This window comes from Pseudoalteromonas ostreae, from assembly GCF_018069805.1.
GTDB lineage: Bacteria > Pseudomonadota > Gammaproteobacteria > Enterobacterales > Alteromonadaceae > Pseudoalteromonas > Pseudoalteromonas ostreae.
The window spans coordinates 1-16,192 of sequence record NZ_JAGPYN010000014.1 but is presented as its reverse complement, the minus strand read 5'-3'; the positions used below and the strand labels follow the sequence as shown (position 1 = coordinate 16,192).

Below are 16,192 nucleotides of genomic sequence, written 5' to 3'. Positions count from 1 at the left end.
CGCCGCAGGGGTTAACTTTGCTGCGATATAAAATGTAATAACCAAAGCTTAAAACAATAAAAAAGGCGCTAATTAAGCGCCTTTCATGTTCTTTGGGCAGAACAATTGCTGTGTTTTATTTATAGAGCAGCGAAAACTTCATCTGTTTTGGCAGCGCAAATAAAATCATTTTTGTGTAAGCCTTTAATTGAATGGCTCCACCACGTTACCGTTACTTTGCCCCACTCTGTTAGTAAGCCTGGGTGATGGCCTTCATCTTCGGCCATATCGCCTACTTTATTCGTAAACGCAATGGCTTGTTTAAAGTTTTTAAATTTATAAACACGCTCTAATTGCATAATACCGTCTCGTACTTCAGGCACCCAATCTGGGATCATTTTAATTAATTCAGCTAACTCGGTATCTGATACTTGTGGAGCGTCTACATGACAGGCTTCACATTTTTGTGCGCTTAATGATGACATCTTAAATCCTTAACTTGCTAATTTTTCTTTAGGAGGAAATTTTGGGTCATGTAACCCTAATTCTTTTGCTTGCGCAACTAACGCCATAATATCCAGTTGTGAAATATCAAATAAATCATGGATAGAATTAATGGTGTAATACAAAGGCTGCATAATATCAATTCGGTACGGCGTGCGTAATACATCCAATACATTCATCGGGTTGATCTCGGGCTTATCTGAATACACGTATTGTGTTTCACCTGGACTTGATAAAATACCACCACCATAAATACGTAGGCCATCATCTGTTTGCATTAGGCCAAACTCAACCGTAAACCAATACATACGGGCAAGGTAAACCCGATCTTTTTTCTCGGCAGCGTAACCTAACTGGCCATATTTATGCGTAAACTTGGCAAAATCAGGATTTGTAAGCATTGCACAATGTCCAAATATTTCATGAAAAATATCAGGCTCTTGCAGGTAATCAAACTCTTCACGGCTACGAATAAAGGTTGCTACTGGAAATTGCTTATTTGCTAATAAACGAAAGAACTCATCAAAGTCGATTAAAGCTGGCACAGGCGTAACTTGCCAGCCGGTAGTCGCTAGTAATACTTCATTAAGCTCACTTAACTGCGGAATACGATCATGAGGCAGGTTTATTTTTTCAAGCCCTTCCATGTATTCATTGCAAGCTTTGCCTGCAATACATTTTAGTTGGCGTGCGACTAGTTCTGACCATATTTTATTTTCTGCTTCGCTCCAATGGATAACGCCATTTTCATCTGGTGTCTTGGAGGTGTATTTACTTGCTTTAGCCATAATAACCTTCTTAGTGTTAAACCGATATCGGTGTCAACCTGTTAAGGAGATACTAAGCAAATGTAAGGCAAAGTTTAATAGGTGAGACAATATCAGCCATTAGCACCAAACCACCTTTTGTACACAAAACATTACACTTTAAGATCACAAAGTTTACAGTACTATTTCTAAAGGGCTAGAAGCAAGACAAGCCGTAAATATAATCTTACAAGCTATGCAATAAAAGTAAAAGCGCGGTTAAGGTCGTTAATTATATCGTTAACATCTTCAAGGCCAACAGATAGTCTGATCAGGCCATCGCTAATACCCGCAGCTGCTCTTTCTTCGGCTGAATACGGTGAATGAGTCATCGATGCCGGATGTTGAATAAGTGTTTCGGCGTCTCCTAAGCTCACGGCGAGTGTGCATAATTGAGTATTATTAATAAACTGCTCGCCATCTTTTAGGCAGCCTTTTAATTCAAAGGCAATCACACCACCTGCGGCTTTCATTTGCTTTCCGATAAACTTAAACCCTGAGTGAGATGCAAGTCCGGGGTAATAAACGGTATTAACTTGGGGATGCTGCTCTAAAAATTCAGCAATAATTTGCGCACTTTCACAATGACGCTGCATCCGTATCGCTAAAGTTTTTAAACCACGATTAATAAGCCATGCATCGTGTGGACTGATTGTTGCGCCAATATCTTTAAGTACGGTCATTTTAATTAGTGTAATGTGCTCTTGGCTACCACACACCAAACCTGCCACAACATCACCGTGACCATTTAAATATTTAGTAGCACTGTGCACAATTAAATCAATGCCATAATCAATTGGCTTTTGCAGTAACGGCGTGAGGAAGGTGTTATCTATTACACTGATCAAATTGTGCTGTTTTGCCACTTGTCCTATTAACGCTAAATCAATTACCGCCATCGTTGGATTAACTGGGGTTTCGGCAAAAATCATTTTTGAATTCGGTTTAATTGCATCGCGTAATTGCTGCTCATCGGTCATATCTACAAACGTCACTTCAATCCCCCAACGCGGCAACATATGTGCGAAGAAAGCAAACGTACAGCCATATAAAGCGCTTGATGCGACTAAGTGATCGCCTTGCGATAGAAAACTCAATACCGATGCTGATACAGCGCCCATTCCCGTTGCGGTGGCCGCAGCGGATCCGCAACTTTCAAGTTGTGCGACTTTTTGTTCAAGCTCTGTCGTTGTCGGGTTACCTAAACGGGTATAAATATAGCCAGGTTCTTCACCAGCAAAACGTGCTGCACCTTGCGCGGCACTACTAAAATGGAACGTTGAAGTTTGGTATAAAGGTGCTGTTAGCGCACCATGCGGATCATTGGCTTTTTCTGGTCCATGGATACATTGGCTGTCGATGTGGAGTTTGTTCATTGTTATTGCTCATTTTAATTATTATCTATTAGATACAATTAAACGTATCGCACTAAAAATCACAAGCATGCCGGATGCTCAGATGGCTATCTTCTGTACAGTGACACTTGGTCACTGTACAGATATCTTGTCAGTTTTATTTATTTTGTGTTTCGCGGCTCTTGCGCGATACAATTTTACTCGCAATCAATTGCGCAGTACCTTTAAGCAAGCTGCGCTTATGCTCAAGTCGTGGTAAAGGACGGCTTAGTTCCATCGCTTTATAACCAATGCGTGCGGTAAAAATACCCGCACTTAAACCTTGTGCTGCACGTCCTGATAATTTACCTAGTAATTCAGCACTGAGTGCTGTTGCCGCTAAATCAGATACTAACTCAGCACTGCCAACAAACATCACTTGCTTGATCAACATACGATAGAGCTTGATCCGGCTAGCATAACCAAATCCAATACCGTAAACCTTACCTATTTGCTCAATCAATTTTGTGCCCCGCCAAAGCACTGCCATCATATCCACCAGCGCTAATGGACTTAATGCCACTAACAAGCCTGATTCAGTGGCAAAACGGTTGATCAGCTTTTTAGCTTGAGTATCTTGTTTCACTAACAAACTATCGGCGTACAAGGTCATGATCTCTTTATCGCTATGATGGCTATCAATGCTTGCTTTAAACTCATCAAAGCCGGTTAACTGCTGATGTTTATTGAGTTTTTCAAGCCAAGGTAGTGCCCCACCAACCTGTTCGCTATTGAGCAAACGATCCGCTTCATGACGATGTAATTGATTGCGCTTTAAGCTGCGTAACATTCTATACTCACGCCATAAGAGCTTGCCTAACAACAACACGCCACTGAGCACTGCAATTAAATATACACTGCCTAAAATGATGGATTGCTGAAATGTCACAACCATAGAAAATATAAACTCAGCTAACACTAAAGTTATAAAGCTAATCGCAAACACCCCTTTCAGAGTTTGCCATTTTGACTTTTTATAAACAGGTGCTAAATCAATCTCTTCATCTTGGGGCTCATCGATAACGTGCTCATATTCATACTCCCCTTGATCGATCACTTTAGCTGGGATCAAGGTAAGTTCATTGTCTATTGGCTGTTCACTAGTATCAATACGTCTGCCGGCTTGAAAGCCTGAAGCGGTCTTGCTCATGTTAGTTTGTCTCCTAAAAGGTACTGCATGACATGATCTAAACGAATGTGTTTTAGTTGCTTGTCTGGACTTGGCATTGGTGCAAACGATAAAAACTCAAAACCATGGCTTGGCCACTCATCTTTATTGAGCATGCGCATTGGTGGCTGCGGTGGTAAGTAGGTCAACCATTGCGACTCTGATAACGGCTTACCATAAATACAATTGAGGGTTTTACCTTGCTCAACCACTTGTTTTGGCATGGTTGCCGTAATAGATGACATCGCCATAGTTTCTATTTTAACGCCATCAAATTTTAAGTGATTACTTTGCTCGTGCACTAATGAGTCCAACAACAGCGCTAAATCTTTATGGTGTGCACTACTAATATGATCTGACTTATTCGCAGCAAACAATAGTTTATCTATATTGGGTTTAAACAAGCGTTTCAAAAAGCCTGTTTCGCCATAGTTAAAATGCGCGAGTAATTGTTTGATCACATCCCCTTGCTCTTGCAACGTCTCAGGCCCTTCATTGAGCGCACTGAGCACATCAACAAGCACTATTTGCCGATCAAAGTTGCGAAAGTGTTGTGTATAAAATGGCTTAACCACTTCTTTCACATAAGCATTAAAACGTTTTTGCAAGTGCGCCAAATTAGACCCTGCAACCACCTCATCATTAGCCTGCGCAACTGGGAAAAACAATAATAACGGTGCACCTTGTAATTCACCTGGCATCAGCATGCGTCCAGGTTGTAGCATCGCCAATTTAGTGTCTTTTTTAAGACTCACTAACAGTGTTTGATAGTGCGTAGCAATCGCGCTTAGCGCACTTTCATCTACTGGTGCTGTTAAATCAAGCTCGCTCAGTGCAGTTAAAAATGCTTGTGCCTTTTCAACCCGAGGAGAGCGCTGTAACAGTGCATATTGCTGCTCACTCCATTGTTGATAGCTTTGCTCTAGCATGGGTAAATCAAGCAGCCACTCACCGGGGTAATCAATAATGTCTAAATACAAGGTTGATTGCGGTGCAAAGTGACCACGTAAGCCTGCGTCACTCCGGTATTTAATTGCTAGGCGTAAAGTATTTATGCGCTCGGTTGATGCAGGCCAGTGTGGTTGCCCTTCAAGCGGCAATAAAGCACTCAGGGCTTTAGGGTAATCAAATGTAGGAATGGTCAGCGCTTGTTGTGGCACTATTTTTGTGGCGATATGACGCTGTTGCTGCATAACATCAAAAAACGGTAAATTTTTGTCTGTTGCTTGGCTGGTTAAATGCTTTACTAATGCGGTAATAAAAGCGGTTTTACCACTGCCACTGAGGCCAGTTACCGCTAATTTTACGTGTTGATCTAAACTACGGTGAACAGCTTTTTCAGCCTTACCTTTGAGTTTATTAAAGGCGTTTTTTGCAGATGAAGTGTTTATCATAATGAGCTAGCACTTCAGCGCCATTATTAGTTAGGTGGCTAAAGTGCTATTAAGTCCTTTACAGCTTATTGATTTCACGGCTAACCGTAAACTCGGTTGAAGTAACATAACGTTCCATATCTTGTAAACGTATATCAACACGTCCCAAACGGTCTTTTAAATCTTGTAAAGCACGACGTGGTGGCTCACCCTTTTGCCATACTTTAAATTTTACTTCAAGAGGATCTTCGTGTTTTGCCGCATCAGTTTTGCTTTGTGCATTGGCAGGTTTTTTATCTAAAATAAACCACGCTGCGATGTAAGCCACAACAAACAACGGGCCACCAGCTAGTAACACTGCCGTTACTACGATAATACGTACTAACCACAATTCCATATTGAAATAATCACTGAGCCCTGCACATACACCGGCTATTTTACCACGTGCTGGATCTCTTAGCAGTTCACGTTTAGCACTCATACCTTACGCCTCCACTGTGGGGCCTCTTGATCAAGTAGTGCTTCTAAAGTTTCTACTCGGTCAGCCATTTTATCTGCTTTTTGAGCAAGCTCAAGTAACTGGCGGTGTTCGTGTTCGCTCAAGCCTTGGCTTACTTGCTTTTTACTTCGGTAATGTAAAATTAACCAAAGGGGTGCTACCACAACCATAAAAATGATAATTGGAGCAACAAACACTTCTGCATCAAACATAACCCTCTCCTACACATCCATTAATTTATCAAGCATAGGGGGATGACTCCCCCTTTATTTATTATCTTTATTTATCAGCAAGCTTCTTTTTAAGTGCTGCTAATTCGTCATCGATTTTTTCATTTTGCTGTAATTCAGCAATTTCATCAGCCAATGACTTTTTGCCTAAGTCGTACGATTCTACTTGTGATTCTAGTCCATCAATCTTAGTTTCGTAGCGCTCAAAGCGATTTAATGCATCTTCAACTTTAGAGCTGTCCAATGCTTTTTTCACTTCTAAACGCGACTCAGCTGAACGTTGACGTAAAATAATCGCTTTTTGACGTGCTTTTGCATCCGCTAACTTATCTTGTAGCGTGCTTACTTCCTGTTGCAGCTTATCAATGTGAGATTCTATGTGACTGAGTTCATCTTCAACGGCAGCAACTGCTTGTGCTGACTTTTGCTTTTCAAGTAATGCTGCACGGGCTAGATCATCACGATCTTTGCTCAATGCCAGCTCAGCTTTATCTTGCCATTGAGCGACTTGCTCTTTTAATGTATCTACACGACGTACTAATTCTTTTTTCTCTGCTAATGTTTTCGCAGAGGTTGAACGTACTTCAACTAATGTGTCTTCCATCTCTTGAATGATCAGACGTACCATTTTTTCAGGATCTTCTGCTTTATCTAAAATGGCATTGATATTAGAATTGACAATATCTGCAAAACGCGAAAAAATTCCCATAACATTTACCTCTGTAGTGTTTAACTTAATTGGTCTGCTGTTACTGTTACAATATGCTTGCCAACTTTATAAAACATAAAATACAGTAATATTTTCATAATGTTAAACTAAAAATACAAATTCCTTTAGTTCTCCCTAATTATGAAATACACTAACTGTTAGTAAAAATGACTAAGAGTTAGGGAATATGAGCCAATTTCGCCAACAAGATAATTTACTCGGCCAATCAGACAGCTTTTTAGCGGTACTTGATCAAGTTTCACAACTGGCAAGTTTAGATAAACCCGTACTGATTATTGGTGAACGTGGCACAGGTAAAGAACTGATCGCCGCCCGTTTACACTTTTTATCAAAGCGCTGGGAGCAAAGCTACATTAAGCTCAACTGCGCGGCACTTAACGAAAACTTACTTGAAAGCGAATTGTTTGGCCATGAAAGTGGTGCCTTTACCGGCGCGAGTAAACGCCACGAAGGACGGTTTGAACGTGCCAATGCCGGTACGCTATTTTTAGACGAATTAGCAAATACCTCTGCCATGGTGCAAGAAAAACTATTACGGGTAATTGAATACGGCGAGTTTGAACGTGTTGGTGGCAAACAAACCGTCAAGGTCGATACTCGCTTAGTCTGCGCAACCAATGAAGATCTGCCTTATTTAGCCGAGCAAGGTGAATTTAGAAGCGATTTACTCGACAGGCTCGCATTTGATGTTATTACCTTACCGCCACTGCGCGAACGTCCTGACGATATTATGCTGTTGGCCGAACAATTTGCGATGAATATGGCCCGTGATTTAGACTGGCAACTATTCAGTGGCTTTACCCGCAGTGCTGTAGAAATACTACAAGGGTATGACTGGCCGGGTAATATTCGTGAGCTTAAAAATGTGGTGGAGCGTAGCTTGTATCGCCATGGCAGTGAACATATTCCCGTTCACCAGATTATTTTAGACCCATTTGAAAGCCGCTTTAGACCAAAGCAGCGAATTAAAAAGCTGCCTACAAAGACTGTTGATGCTGCTCCTGTTGCAGTTGCAACCAATGAACCCGTAGTTACAACAAGTACCCCGCAATTTCAGTTTCCATGTAGCTTAAAAGACCTCTCAAATGAATTTGAAATTGATTTAATAAAAAAAGCGCTTGAATATAGTCAATTTAACCAAAAGAAAACTGCAGAAGTACTTGGTTTAACGTATCATCAATTACGAGGCTATTTGAAAAAATACAACTTGTTAGATCAACAATAATAGTCAGAGGCTAAACGAGTGTATAAATTATTACTTGGTATCTTAACAGTATGCCTAACGGGTTGCTTAGATACCAAAGAAAAAACGCTAGAAGAAAAGAATCAGGGCTTAGTTTATTGCGCTGAGGCTAACCCTGTATCATTCAATCCCCAAGTGACGACCACAGGTTCGACGATCGATATTATTGCTAACCAATTGTATGACCGTTTGATCAGTATCGATCCCGTGACCGCTGAATTTAAAAGTGAACTGGCCACTGACTGGAAAATAAGTAAAGACGGCAAGTCAGTTACCTTTACTTTACGTAAAGGCGTGAAGTTTCATACTACTGCATACTTTACCCCGAGCAGAGAGTTTAACGCTGACGATGTAATATTTACCTTTAGCCGCTTATTCGATATATATAATCCTTATCACTTTGTTGGGGATGCCAATTACCCTTATTTTCAAAGTGTCGGTATTGATCAGCTAATACGGCAGATTGTTCGCGTCTCTGACTACCAAGTCCGCTTTGAGTTATTCAATCCCGAAAGCAGCTTTTTAGCCAATATGGCAACTGATTTTGCCGTGGTGTTATCTCACGAATACGCCATGCAATTAAAGCTACGCGGACAACTTAATTTGTTTGATCAGTACCCTGTTGGTACTGGCCCTTACATATATAAAGAATATCGTCGCGATCACTTAGTGCGCTATTACCGTAATCCTGATTATTGGAAGCACCACGTAGTGCTAGAGCAGTTGGTTTACGATATCACCCCAAATGGCACCACCCGTATTGCAAAAATGCTCACTAAAGAGTGCGATATTACTGCGCATCCAAGCAGCGCACAGCTAAGTATTTTAGCCCAGCGAGACGATATCAACGTGCAAAAAGAAACCAACTTAAACGTAGGTTATTGGGCATTTAATACCGAACGCCCACCATTTGACGATTTAAGAGTACGCCAAGCACTAGCCCATGCCATTGACATTGAAAAAATCATGCAAGCAGTTTATTACGGCAACGGTATTCGTGCGCAATCATTATTACCGCCAACCTCATGGGCATATCAACCACAAGCTAAACTACCCGGCTTTAACCCTGATCTGGCTAAAGAGCTGTTAGCTGAAGCAGGGCTTGCAAATGGCTTTGATATGACCATTTGGGCTATGCCAGTGAGCCGAATTTATAACCCTAACGCACGTAAAATGGCCGAGCTAATGCAAAGCGATTTACGAAAAATTGGTGTGAACGTCAGTATTGTTGAGTATGAATGGAACACCTTTATCCAACGCATAGGCGAACATCGCCACGATAGCGTTTTATTAGGGTGGGCTGCTGATACACCGGATCCTGATAACTTTTTCAGCCCACTGCTTAGTTGCACAGCGGCATTTAGTGGTAAAAACCCTGCAAATTGGTGTGATCCTGAGTTTGACTTACTATTGACACAAGCGCTAGATACCACTGATTTAGCCAAACGAAAAGCCTATTACCAACAAGCACAAGCAATGATAGTGCGTGAGCTTCCTTTATTACCACTTGCACATGGTATGCGTTTTCAAGCAAGTAGTGCCGATGTAGAAGGTATACCACTTGGCCCATTTGGCGCTATTTCCTTAGCTAACGCGAGAAAAAAATAATGGTATTAAATTATATTTTACGCCGTTTAGGCCTACTGTTATTTATGATGTTTACCCTGAGTGTATTTACATTTTCACTCAGTTATTTATTTCCCGGCGATCCGCTTAGTAATTTAAGTGGTATCAGTAATACCAGTTTTTCACAAACCAGTGAACTACAAGAAAAATATCACTTTAACGATAATTACTTGATGCAATACTTCGCTTTTATTACGCGTATTGTGCAAGGCGACTGGGGCGTGTCGTTCGCTTCCGGCGACAGTGTGTTTACTCATATTATCGAGTTATTCCCAGCCACGTTAGAGCTAAGTATTTATGCATTAATTATTTCTGTGGTTGTTGGCGTACCTGCAGGGATATTTGCCGCTGCATACCACCGCCGCTGGCCAGATAAACTGGTCAACTCCACAACCTTAGTCGGTTACTCAATGCCATTGTTTTGGTTGGCATTATTACTGATCATGGTGTTTTCATTGCAACTAGGCTGGTTCCCTATGTCAGGCCGAATGGGCTTGCTATACGAAATTCCTTATCAAACAGGCTTTATTCTGATTGATATTGTCTTAGCAGACTTTCCTTATTCTGGCCTGGCAATGCTAGATGCACTGCATCATTTAACCCTGCCGACTATTGTTCTGGCAATGTACCCAACCACAGTATTAGTGCGCTTTACTCGCGATTCTATGCTGCATGTACTTGAGCAAAGTTATATTAAAACCGCCCGTGCCAAAGGCTTAAACCGAGCCCAATTAATTATGCATCATGCCTTACGTAATGCCTTATTGCCGGTTATAAAACAAATAGGTTTGCAATTTAGTACCTTGATCACCCTAGCAATGATCACGGAAGTGATTTTCTCATGGCCTGGCATTGGTCGTTGGTTGATTGATAGCATTTACCAACGAGATTATCCTGCCATTCAAGGTGGTTTGTTAGCGGTATCGATGTTTGTAATTCTGGCAACAATTATTGCAGAGCTAACCTATACCTTGTTCGACCCGCTGTCACGGAATCAAGCGCATGGCAAAGTTTAATTTATTTTCAGAAGAGTCAAATAAATCGCCACTGGCGCGATTTTGGCGCAAGTTTAAATCCAATCACCCCGCATTAGTTGGCTTATGGATTTTTATCGCATTTGCTATTTTAGCAGCTGCTGCGCCAGTGATTGCACCTTATGGCGTTAACCAGCAACACAGTGACGCCTTATTGATCCCCCCTTCATGGCATGAAATGGGAGATGTGCGGTTTATACTCGGCACAGATGACTTAGGCCGCGATGTACTCTCGCGGTTAATGAATGGTGCAACCTATACTTTTGGCTTATCAGTAATTGCAGCCCTTATAGCCACCATCATCGGAGTTTTAGTGGGCACATTTGCCGGCATTAGCCGTGGTATTCGCTCAAGCTTTTTAAATCACTTACTCGATATAACTTTATCGATACCGTCTTTATTATTAGCTATTATTATTATTGCGATATTAGGCCCAGGCCTTATGAATACCGTTTGGGCGATTATTTTAGCACTGTTGCCACAATTTATTCACTCGGTGCGCAACCTGATTGTGACTGAGCTGAATAAAGACTACATCACCGCCTTTAAACTTGATGGCGCGTCAAATTGGCATATTCTCTCGCGTGGGATTTTTCCTAATATTTATGAGCACATCGTGGTTATTTTTACTATGGCACTGTCTACCGCTATTTTGGATATTTCAGCATTGGGGTTTTTAAAGCTAGGTGCACAACCACCCACCACAGAATGGGGGGCAATTTTAGCTGAAAACCTGGGTTTAATTTACTTGGCTCCTTGGACCGTTGGCTTACCTGGGGTATTACTATTTTTAGCGGTGCTGTCGACCAACTTAGTGGGCGACGGACTACGCCAAGTGCTCAAAGCACGTAAGGCTGACTAAATGCAATTACTTGATATACGAAACTTAACTATAGAGCTGCGCACCTCTGATACTGTTATTCGCGCCGTAGACAGAGTGAACTTGAGCCTAAAAGAAGGTGAAGTACATGCATTAGTGGGCGAATCTGGCTCAGGTAAAAGCTTAATTGCCAAAGCTATTGTTGGCGTTTTAAATAAACGCTGGCACATCACCGCCGACCGAATGCATTGGCGCGGCGTAGATTTAATGCGCCTATCCAACGAGCAACGGCGTAAAATTGTTGGCAGCGATATCGCCATGATTTATCAAGATCCTAGTCGCTGTCTTGATCCAACCGCAAAAATATTTGAGCAAATTGCCGAAACCCTACCAGAAATAACCGGCTCTGGCTTTTTCTTAAAACGTAACCGCGAGCGTAAAGATCGCGTAAAAGCCTTGATCCACAAAGTAGGCATTAAAGATCATCAAAAAGTACTGTCAAGCTATCCACATGAGCTCTCAGAAGGCGTGTGTCAAAAAGTAATGATTGCTATGGCCATTGCTCGGACTCCTAAGTTATTGATTGCCGATGAGCCCACTACAGCACTGGAAAGTACCACCCGCGCACAGGTATTTCGGTTATTAAAAAGTTTAAATCAGCTTAAAAACATGTCAATTTTAATGATCTCCCATGAACTTGAAGAAATCATCAATTGGTCTCATTGCATGCACGTACTTTACTGTGGGCAAATGGTTGAAGCAGGTCCAACTCAGCGTATTTTTACCCAGCCGCGACACCCGTATACGCAAGCATTACTAAAAAGCTTACCGGATTATGAGCAAGGACTTGCCCATAAAGAACCGTTTTATGCACTTAAAGGCACCATCCCCACTTTGCAGCATTTGCCAATTGGCTGTCGTCTAGGTCCTCGCTGCCCACAGGCACAAAAAGCCTGTGTGGTAACACCGCCTTTGACTAAACAACATGGCCATAGTTATGCGTGTCATTTCCCTCTCATTAAGGTGATGAAATAATGCAACCTCTGTTAAAAGTGCAAGCCTTATCAAAAAGCTTTAACCTTAGAGCGGGGTTATTTTCACGTAAGCGTTTTGAAGTCTTAAAAAACATCTCGTTTTGTTTAGAACAAGGTGAAACACTGGCCATTATTGGCGAAACTGGCTCGGGTAAAAGTACCCTCGCAAAATTACTAGCTGGAGCAGACAGCGCAGATGCTGGGCAAATTCTACTCGATGGCAACATTATCGAAAACAAAGGCGTTCGCGATCAGCAATGCCGCCACATTCGAATGATCTTCCAAGACTCAGAAGCCTCGCTAAACCCAGGTTTAACTATTGGCGATATGCTCGACGATTGCCTGCAATATAACACCAACCTGGATAAACAAAGTCGCACTGAAAAAATTAGAGCCACCTTGAATAAGGTTGGCTTGCTGAATGACCATCAACATTATTACCCTCACATGTTCAGCGGCGGCCAATTACAGCGCGTCGCCCTTGCCCGCGCACTAATACTCGACCCTAAGGTCGTGGTGCTTGACGAAGCCCTATCATCGTTAGACCCATCAGTGCGCGCGCAAACGGTTAACTTACTATTAAAACTGCAACAAGACACAGGCTTAAGTTATATTTTGATCACCCACCACTTAAGCCTAGTGCGCCATATCAGCGACCAACTAGTAGTACTTGATCACGGTGAAATCGTTGAATACGGAAAAACTAAAGATGTATTTCAAAATCCAAAATCAAAAGTCACCCAGAAATTGTTGAGTTGCTGAAAATCTAGCTGTAAGCTGTAAGCTATCAGTTTTAGAGCAGCCCGGCGTTAAATTTTACCGTTGGTTGTAGGTTGGTTAGTTAGAAAACAATGAAACCTAACGAGCTGGTAGGTGCTTTAGAGCAAAACAGGCCGCTGAAAAAGTTGAATTTTTCTGCTTTTTTGTGCCGGAGCCTACTTTTTCCGATAAGATAATTAACCGCCGTTTTGGTGCAAAATAACAAGCTTAAGATTTTGCTATTTTAATTACATGTTTACAAGAGTAATTATTGGTGAAATTATCAGAGTATGTAATATACGCCGTTTTGGTGTGTTATAAACCACCAAAATGGTGTTCAATAAGATGTTATAGTGCTATTTGGCATCGGAGAACTAGATGAGAGACAGTGTATTCAAATTGGTTTTTAAACGTGGTGAAAACAGCGATAAAATCGGTTTGTTTGTATGGCTAAAACTGCTTTTATTGGAAGCGTATTTAGGAGAGCAACTTGTTGAAATGCTCTCTGTAACTGCCTCATATAAAGAACGAACCAAAGGTTCTAATTTCGGAGGTTTCAGTTCTAATGGGGCTAAAGAACCGCTGAGTTTTTTTATACCAGCTACAATGTTTAACCGTCTTCTAAGTTCTCACATACTTCAACTGCTCGATATTAAGTATCGCCAACATTATGAAATCCTTCGAGAGTTCAGTATTGCTGAGGTGGGTGAGCAACCGAAGTATGAAGCTAACCCCAACAACTTATTCATGCTAGTAGAGCTTAAACTGGCATATAATACTATCTGGGTTACTTTAAATATTACTGTAGATGTGTTGGTTTACTTAGTAACTAATGATGTAATCGCTACCCTTGCTTCTGGCGCCATAATTGAATTTATAAGACGTTTTAAGTGGTGATCAGCACTATAATCGGGTAGCCGGGTCTCTAACCTCCAGCACCCATCATGCAGTTTTATTAGCAGAAAATGCAATGGGCGGTTCATCTCCCGTAATAAATATTGATCCAAATATCTCTCAATGACACTAAACTTTGTGAAGCTAAGTATTCATTGCCTAGCGCAATATTAATTCCTTTTGTTTTTGAGCTTCGACAAGGGCCTTCGCTTCCAACCGCCTACTTTAGTGCGTGCTATAACTTATAAAGAGAGCGATTGTCGCCGTAGCATATTCTTATGCTACGGCGGGTCTAATGATCTATACTCAACGTTAGCTAATTTAAATGAAGGTTAAAATAGACAGTCCAATGGACCGACGACAGCTTCCTATTGAAAGAATGGCAAACGACTTGGCTGTATAAAACCTGCTTTCCTTCAAATAAGCTGCGGAATATTACAGTCAATAAAGGCATGAACAAATTGTCCTTACGTGGTCAAACGAAAGTGAACGCCTTCACTTCATTCTGCGGCAATTGTATTGCCTTGTTCATAATATAGAAAAGCTGCAAAACACGATGCGTTACTAAAGGTAGCTACTACATCACCAAATAAGCCACTCAAAGACCTTTCAAAACGCCCATTAAAGCAACAGCAAATCCTTTTTTTTATGTTTTACGTAAAACCGAAGTAACCGATTGAATAAAAATAGGAACTCGGCTATGGTTGATTCATCAATAAAAATAAATTAAAACGAGTTATTCTACAGGCTCGTTATGCATGAAGCTGTTAAGCAACTAATTTTTACTAAAACTATTATAAGGAAATACAATGAGTTTTAAACAATTACGGAAATTCAGTGAAGACGAATTACTTTTTGATGAAAAAGAAGCGAGAGTAATTTTAAAGTTCATTTTTGAACCAGCTGATTTCGATTTCATTGAATCTTTAACTATGAACGACTCTATTAGAGGTTTTACCCAAGGTTTATTGGTTGAAGCAATTGATGCTTCCTATGCTATTGGTTTTGTTGATGCTATTTTTAGAAGCACAACCAATCCAACAAAAGGTGCTTTGGCTATCATTCAAGAATTTTCCAAAAAAGCTCTTAAGCATTGGTTTAAACATGCAACCGTGAACGATCTACAAAAAGTTAAGGTTTATGACTTTGTTAGGCTTCATATTGCAAATCAGTTTAGAAAGCCATTAAGAGTACTTGTGTATACTGCATCAAAAGAAACTACTCAGGGTGCATTTCTAGTTTACAAGCAACCTACTCATGGCTTGTTAAAAGTTTGGGTATAGTAATGAAAATAATAGCGATCATTGGAGTTATTTTTGTAGGAATATCTGCGTTAATGGTTAACGATATTTCAAAAATGAGTCCAGAAACAATAATTATGTGTACTCTCGATGAAGGGGGGATTTTAATTCCAGCTAAGGCTTGTGAGTACTATTTATATAATCATAGAGATATAGCTTCAGATATAAAGAAAATGTCTAATAGCGTAGGGCTGGGTTTTATTCTCGAAGGTAGTAATAAAATAAAGAAATATGAACTTGCCAGTTTCTTTATACAAAATGGTTTAAGTGTTAATAGTGTTAATTACTCTGAAGGATATAATATAACACCTCTGCATGGGGCGGTTATGAGTAATGACCTAGAAATGGTAACTTTTTTATTGAACAATGCTGCTGCAATTGATATTAAAGCTCCTACTCTAGATATGACCCCTCTTGAGCTTGCATTAGATATTCAAATCAAATCACCAACCCCTCAAATAGAACAAATTATTAACCTGCTAAAGGCTCAATAAATTTATGCATAATCGGGTAGCCGGAGGTCTCTAACCTCCAGCCCCCACACCACCCATCATGCGTTTTTTATTAACAGGAAATGCAATGGGCGGCTCATCTCCCGTTATGAATATTGCTCCAAATACCACTCAATGACGCTAAACCTTGTGACACTAAATAGTCATTGCCTAGTGCAATGTTAATTCCTTTAGTTTTTGAGCTTCTACAAGGGCCTTCGCTTCCAAGCGCTTACTGTTGGTACTAGTGATACCAAACACCACATATCACGATTCATCAACGGGGAAAATGGGGTCAGGAAAATGA

The 16,192-nt window shown here is 40.9% G+C and carries 17 protein-coding genes and 1 pseudogene; 10 read left to right on the top strand and 8 right to left on the bottom strand.

Annotated features, from left to right (window positions below):
* Window positions 1-119: 119 nt before the first annotated feature.
* The 8 genes from J7338_RS12470 to pspA form a co-directional block, all read right to left on the bottom strand.
* Window positions 120-464: a 4a-hydroxytetrahydrobiopterin dehydratase gene (locus J7338_RS12470; RefSeq protein ID WP_149980747.1), complete on the bottom strand. Its 345-nt coding sequence runs from the start codon at window positions 462-464 to the stop codon at window positions 120-122.
* Between the two features lie 9 nt (window positions 465-473).
* The gene (gene phhA / locus J7338_RS12465; RefSeq protein WP_145241432.1) at window positions 474-1,271 is read right to left on the bottom strand and encodes a phenylalanine 4-monooxygenase; all 798 of its coding nucleotides are present in this window, start codon (window positions 1,269-1,271) and stop codon (window positions 474-476) included.
* A 212-nt stretch (window positions 1,272-1,483) separates the two neighbouring features.
* Window positions 1,484-2,665 carry a methionine gamma-lyase gene (gene megL, locus J7338_RS12460; RefSeq protein ID WP_210797373.1) on the bottom strand — a complete coding sequence of 394 codons (1,182 nt, stop codon included), beginning with the start codon at window positions 2,663-2,665 and terminating at the stop codon, window positions 1,484-1,486.
* A gap of 136 nt (window positions 2,666-2,801) precedes the next feature.
* Window positions 2,802-3,833: a TIGR01620 family protein gene (locus J7338_RS12455; protein WP_210797371.1), complete on the bottom strand. Its 1,032-nt coding sequence runs from the start codon at window positions 3,831-3,833 to the stop codon at window positions 2,802-2,804.
* Window positions 3,830-5,245, bottom strand: a complete 1,416-nt coding sequence (locus tag J7338_RS12450) for a YcjX family GTP-binding protein (protein WP_215909075.1) — start codon at window positions 5,243-5,245, stop codon at window positions 3,830-3,832. Before J7338_RS12450 ends, J7338_RS12455 begins: the two co-directional genes overlap by 4 nt.
* Window positions 5,246-5,303: 58 nt before the next feature.
* A complete protein-coding gene (pspC, locus tag J7338_RS12445) occupies window positions 5,304-5,705 on the bottom strand; it encodes an envelope stress response membrane protein PspC (protein ID WP_145241438.1) in 402 nt (133 codons plus the stop codon).
* The gene (gene pspB / locus J7338_RS12440; RefSeq protein ID WP_145241440.1) at window positions 5,702-5,935 is read right to left on the bottom strand and encodes an envelope stress response membrane protein PspB; all 234 of its coding nucleotides are present in this window, start codon (window positions 5,933-5,935) and stop codon (window positions 5,702-5,704) included. Before pspB ends, pspC begins: the two co-directional genes overlap by 4 nt.
* A gap of 67 nt (window positions 5,936-6,002) precedes the next feature.
* Entirely contained in the window at window positions 6,003-6,662 is a 660-nt protein-coding gene (pspA, locus tag J7338_RS12435; protein ID WP_145241442.1) for a phage shock protein PspA, read from the bottom strand.
* A 187-nt stretch (window positions 6,663-6,849) separates the two neighbouring features.
* Here pspA and pspF point away from each other — a divergent pair, with 187 nt between their 5' ends.
* The 10 genes and pseudogenes from pspF (at window position 6,850) to J7338_RS12390 (ending at window position 15,888) form a co-directional block, all read left to right on the top strand.
* Complete coding sequence (gene pspF, locus J7338_RS12430) at window positions 6,850-7,908, top strand: phage shock protein operon transcriptional activator (RefSeq protein WP_210797369.1); 1,059 nt, start codon at window positions 6,850-6,852, stop codon at window positions 7,906-7,908.
* Window positions 7,909-7,926: 18 nt separating this feature from the next.
* On the top strand, window positions 7,927-9,534 hold the full coding sequence (locus tag J7338_RS12425; protein WP_210797367.1) for an ABC transporter substrate-binding protein: 1,608 nt from the start codon (window positions 7,927-7,929) through the stop codon (window positions 9,532-9,534).
* A complete protein-coding gene (locus tag J7338_RS12420) occupies window positions 9,534-10,568 on the top strand; it encodes an ABC transporter permease (RefSeq protein WP_210797365.1) in 1,035 nt (344 codons plus the stop codon). The genes J7338_RS12425 and J7338_RS12420 overlap by 1 nt, the downstream gene beginning before the upstream one ends.
* Window positions 10,555-11,448 (top strand): ABC transporter permease subunit, encoded by an 894-nt coding sequence (locus J7338_RS12415; RefSeq protein ID WP_210797364.1) that lies wholly within the window; start codon window positions 10,555-10,557, stop codon window positions 11,446-11,448. Before J7338_RS12420 ends, J7338_RS12415 begins: the two co-directional genes overlap by 14 nt.
* Window positions 11,449-12,441 carry a peptide ABC transporter ATP-binding protein gene (locus tag J7338_RS12410; protein WP_210797362.1) on the top strand — a complete coding sequence of 331 codons (993 nt, stop codon included), beginning with the start codon at window positions 11,449-11,451 and terminating at the stop codon, window positions 12,439-12,441. It abuts the gene before it with no gap.
* On the top strand, window positions 12,441-13,202 hold the full coding sequence (locus tag J7338_RS12405; protein WP_210797361.1) for an ATP-binding cassette domain-containing protein: 762 nt from the start codon (window positions 12,441-12,443) through the stop codon (window positions 13,200-13,202). The genes J7338_RS12410 and J7338_RS12405 overlap by 1 nt, the downstream gene beginning before the upstream one ends.
* 375 nt (window positions 13,203-13,577) lie before the next feature.
* Complete coding sequence (locus J7338_RS12400) at window positions 13,578-14,096, top strand: hypothetical protein (protein ID WP_228732981.1); 519 nt, start codon at window positions 13,578-13,580, stop codon at window positions 14,094-14,096.
* Between the two features lie 322 nt (window positions 14,097-14,418).
* A pseudogene (locus J7338_RS21135) lies at window positions 14,419-14,661 on the top strand (transposase); the annotation flags it as partial.
* 241 nt (window positions 14,662-14,902) lie between these two features.
* On the top strand, window positions 14,903-15,376 hold the full coding sequence (locus J7338_RS12395; RefSeq protein ID WP_210797359.1) for a hypothetical protein: 474 nt from the start codon (window positions 14,903-14,905) through the stop codon (window positions 15,374-15,376).
* Between the two features lie 2 nt (window positions 15,377-15,378).
* The gene (locus J7338_RS12390; protein ID WP_210797358.1) at window positions 15,379-15,888 is read left to right on the top strand and encodes an ankyrin repeat domain-containing protein; all 510 of its coding nucleotides are present in this window, start codon (window positions 15,379-15,381) and stop codon (window positions 15,886-15,888) included.
* Window positions 15,889-16,192 lie beyond the last annotated feature (304 nt).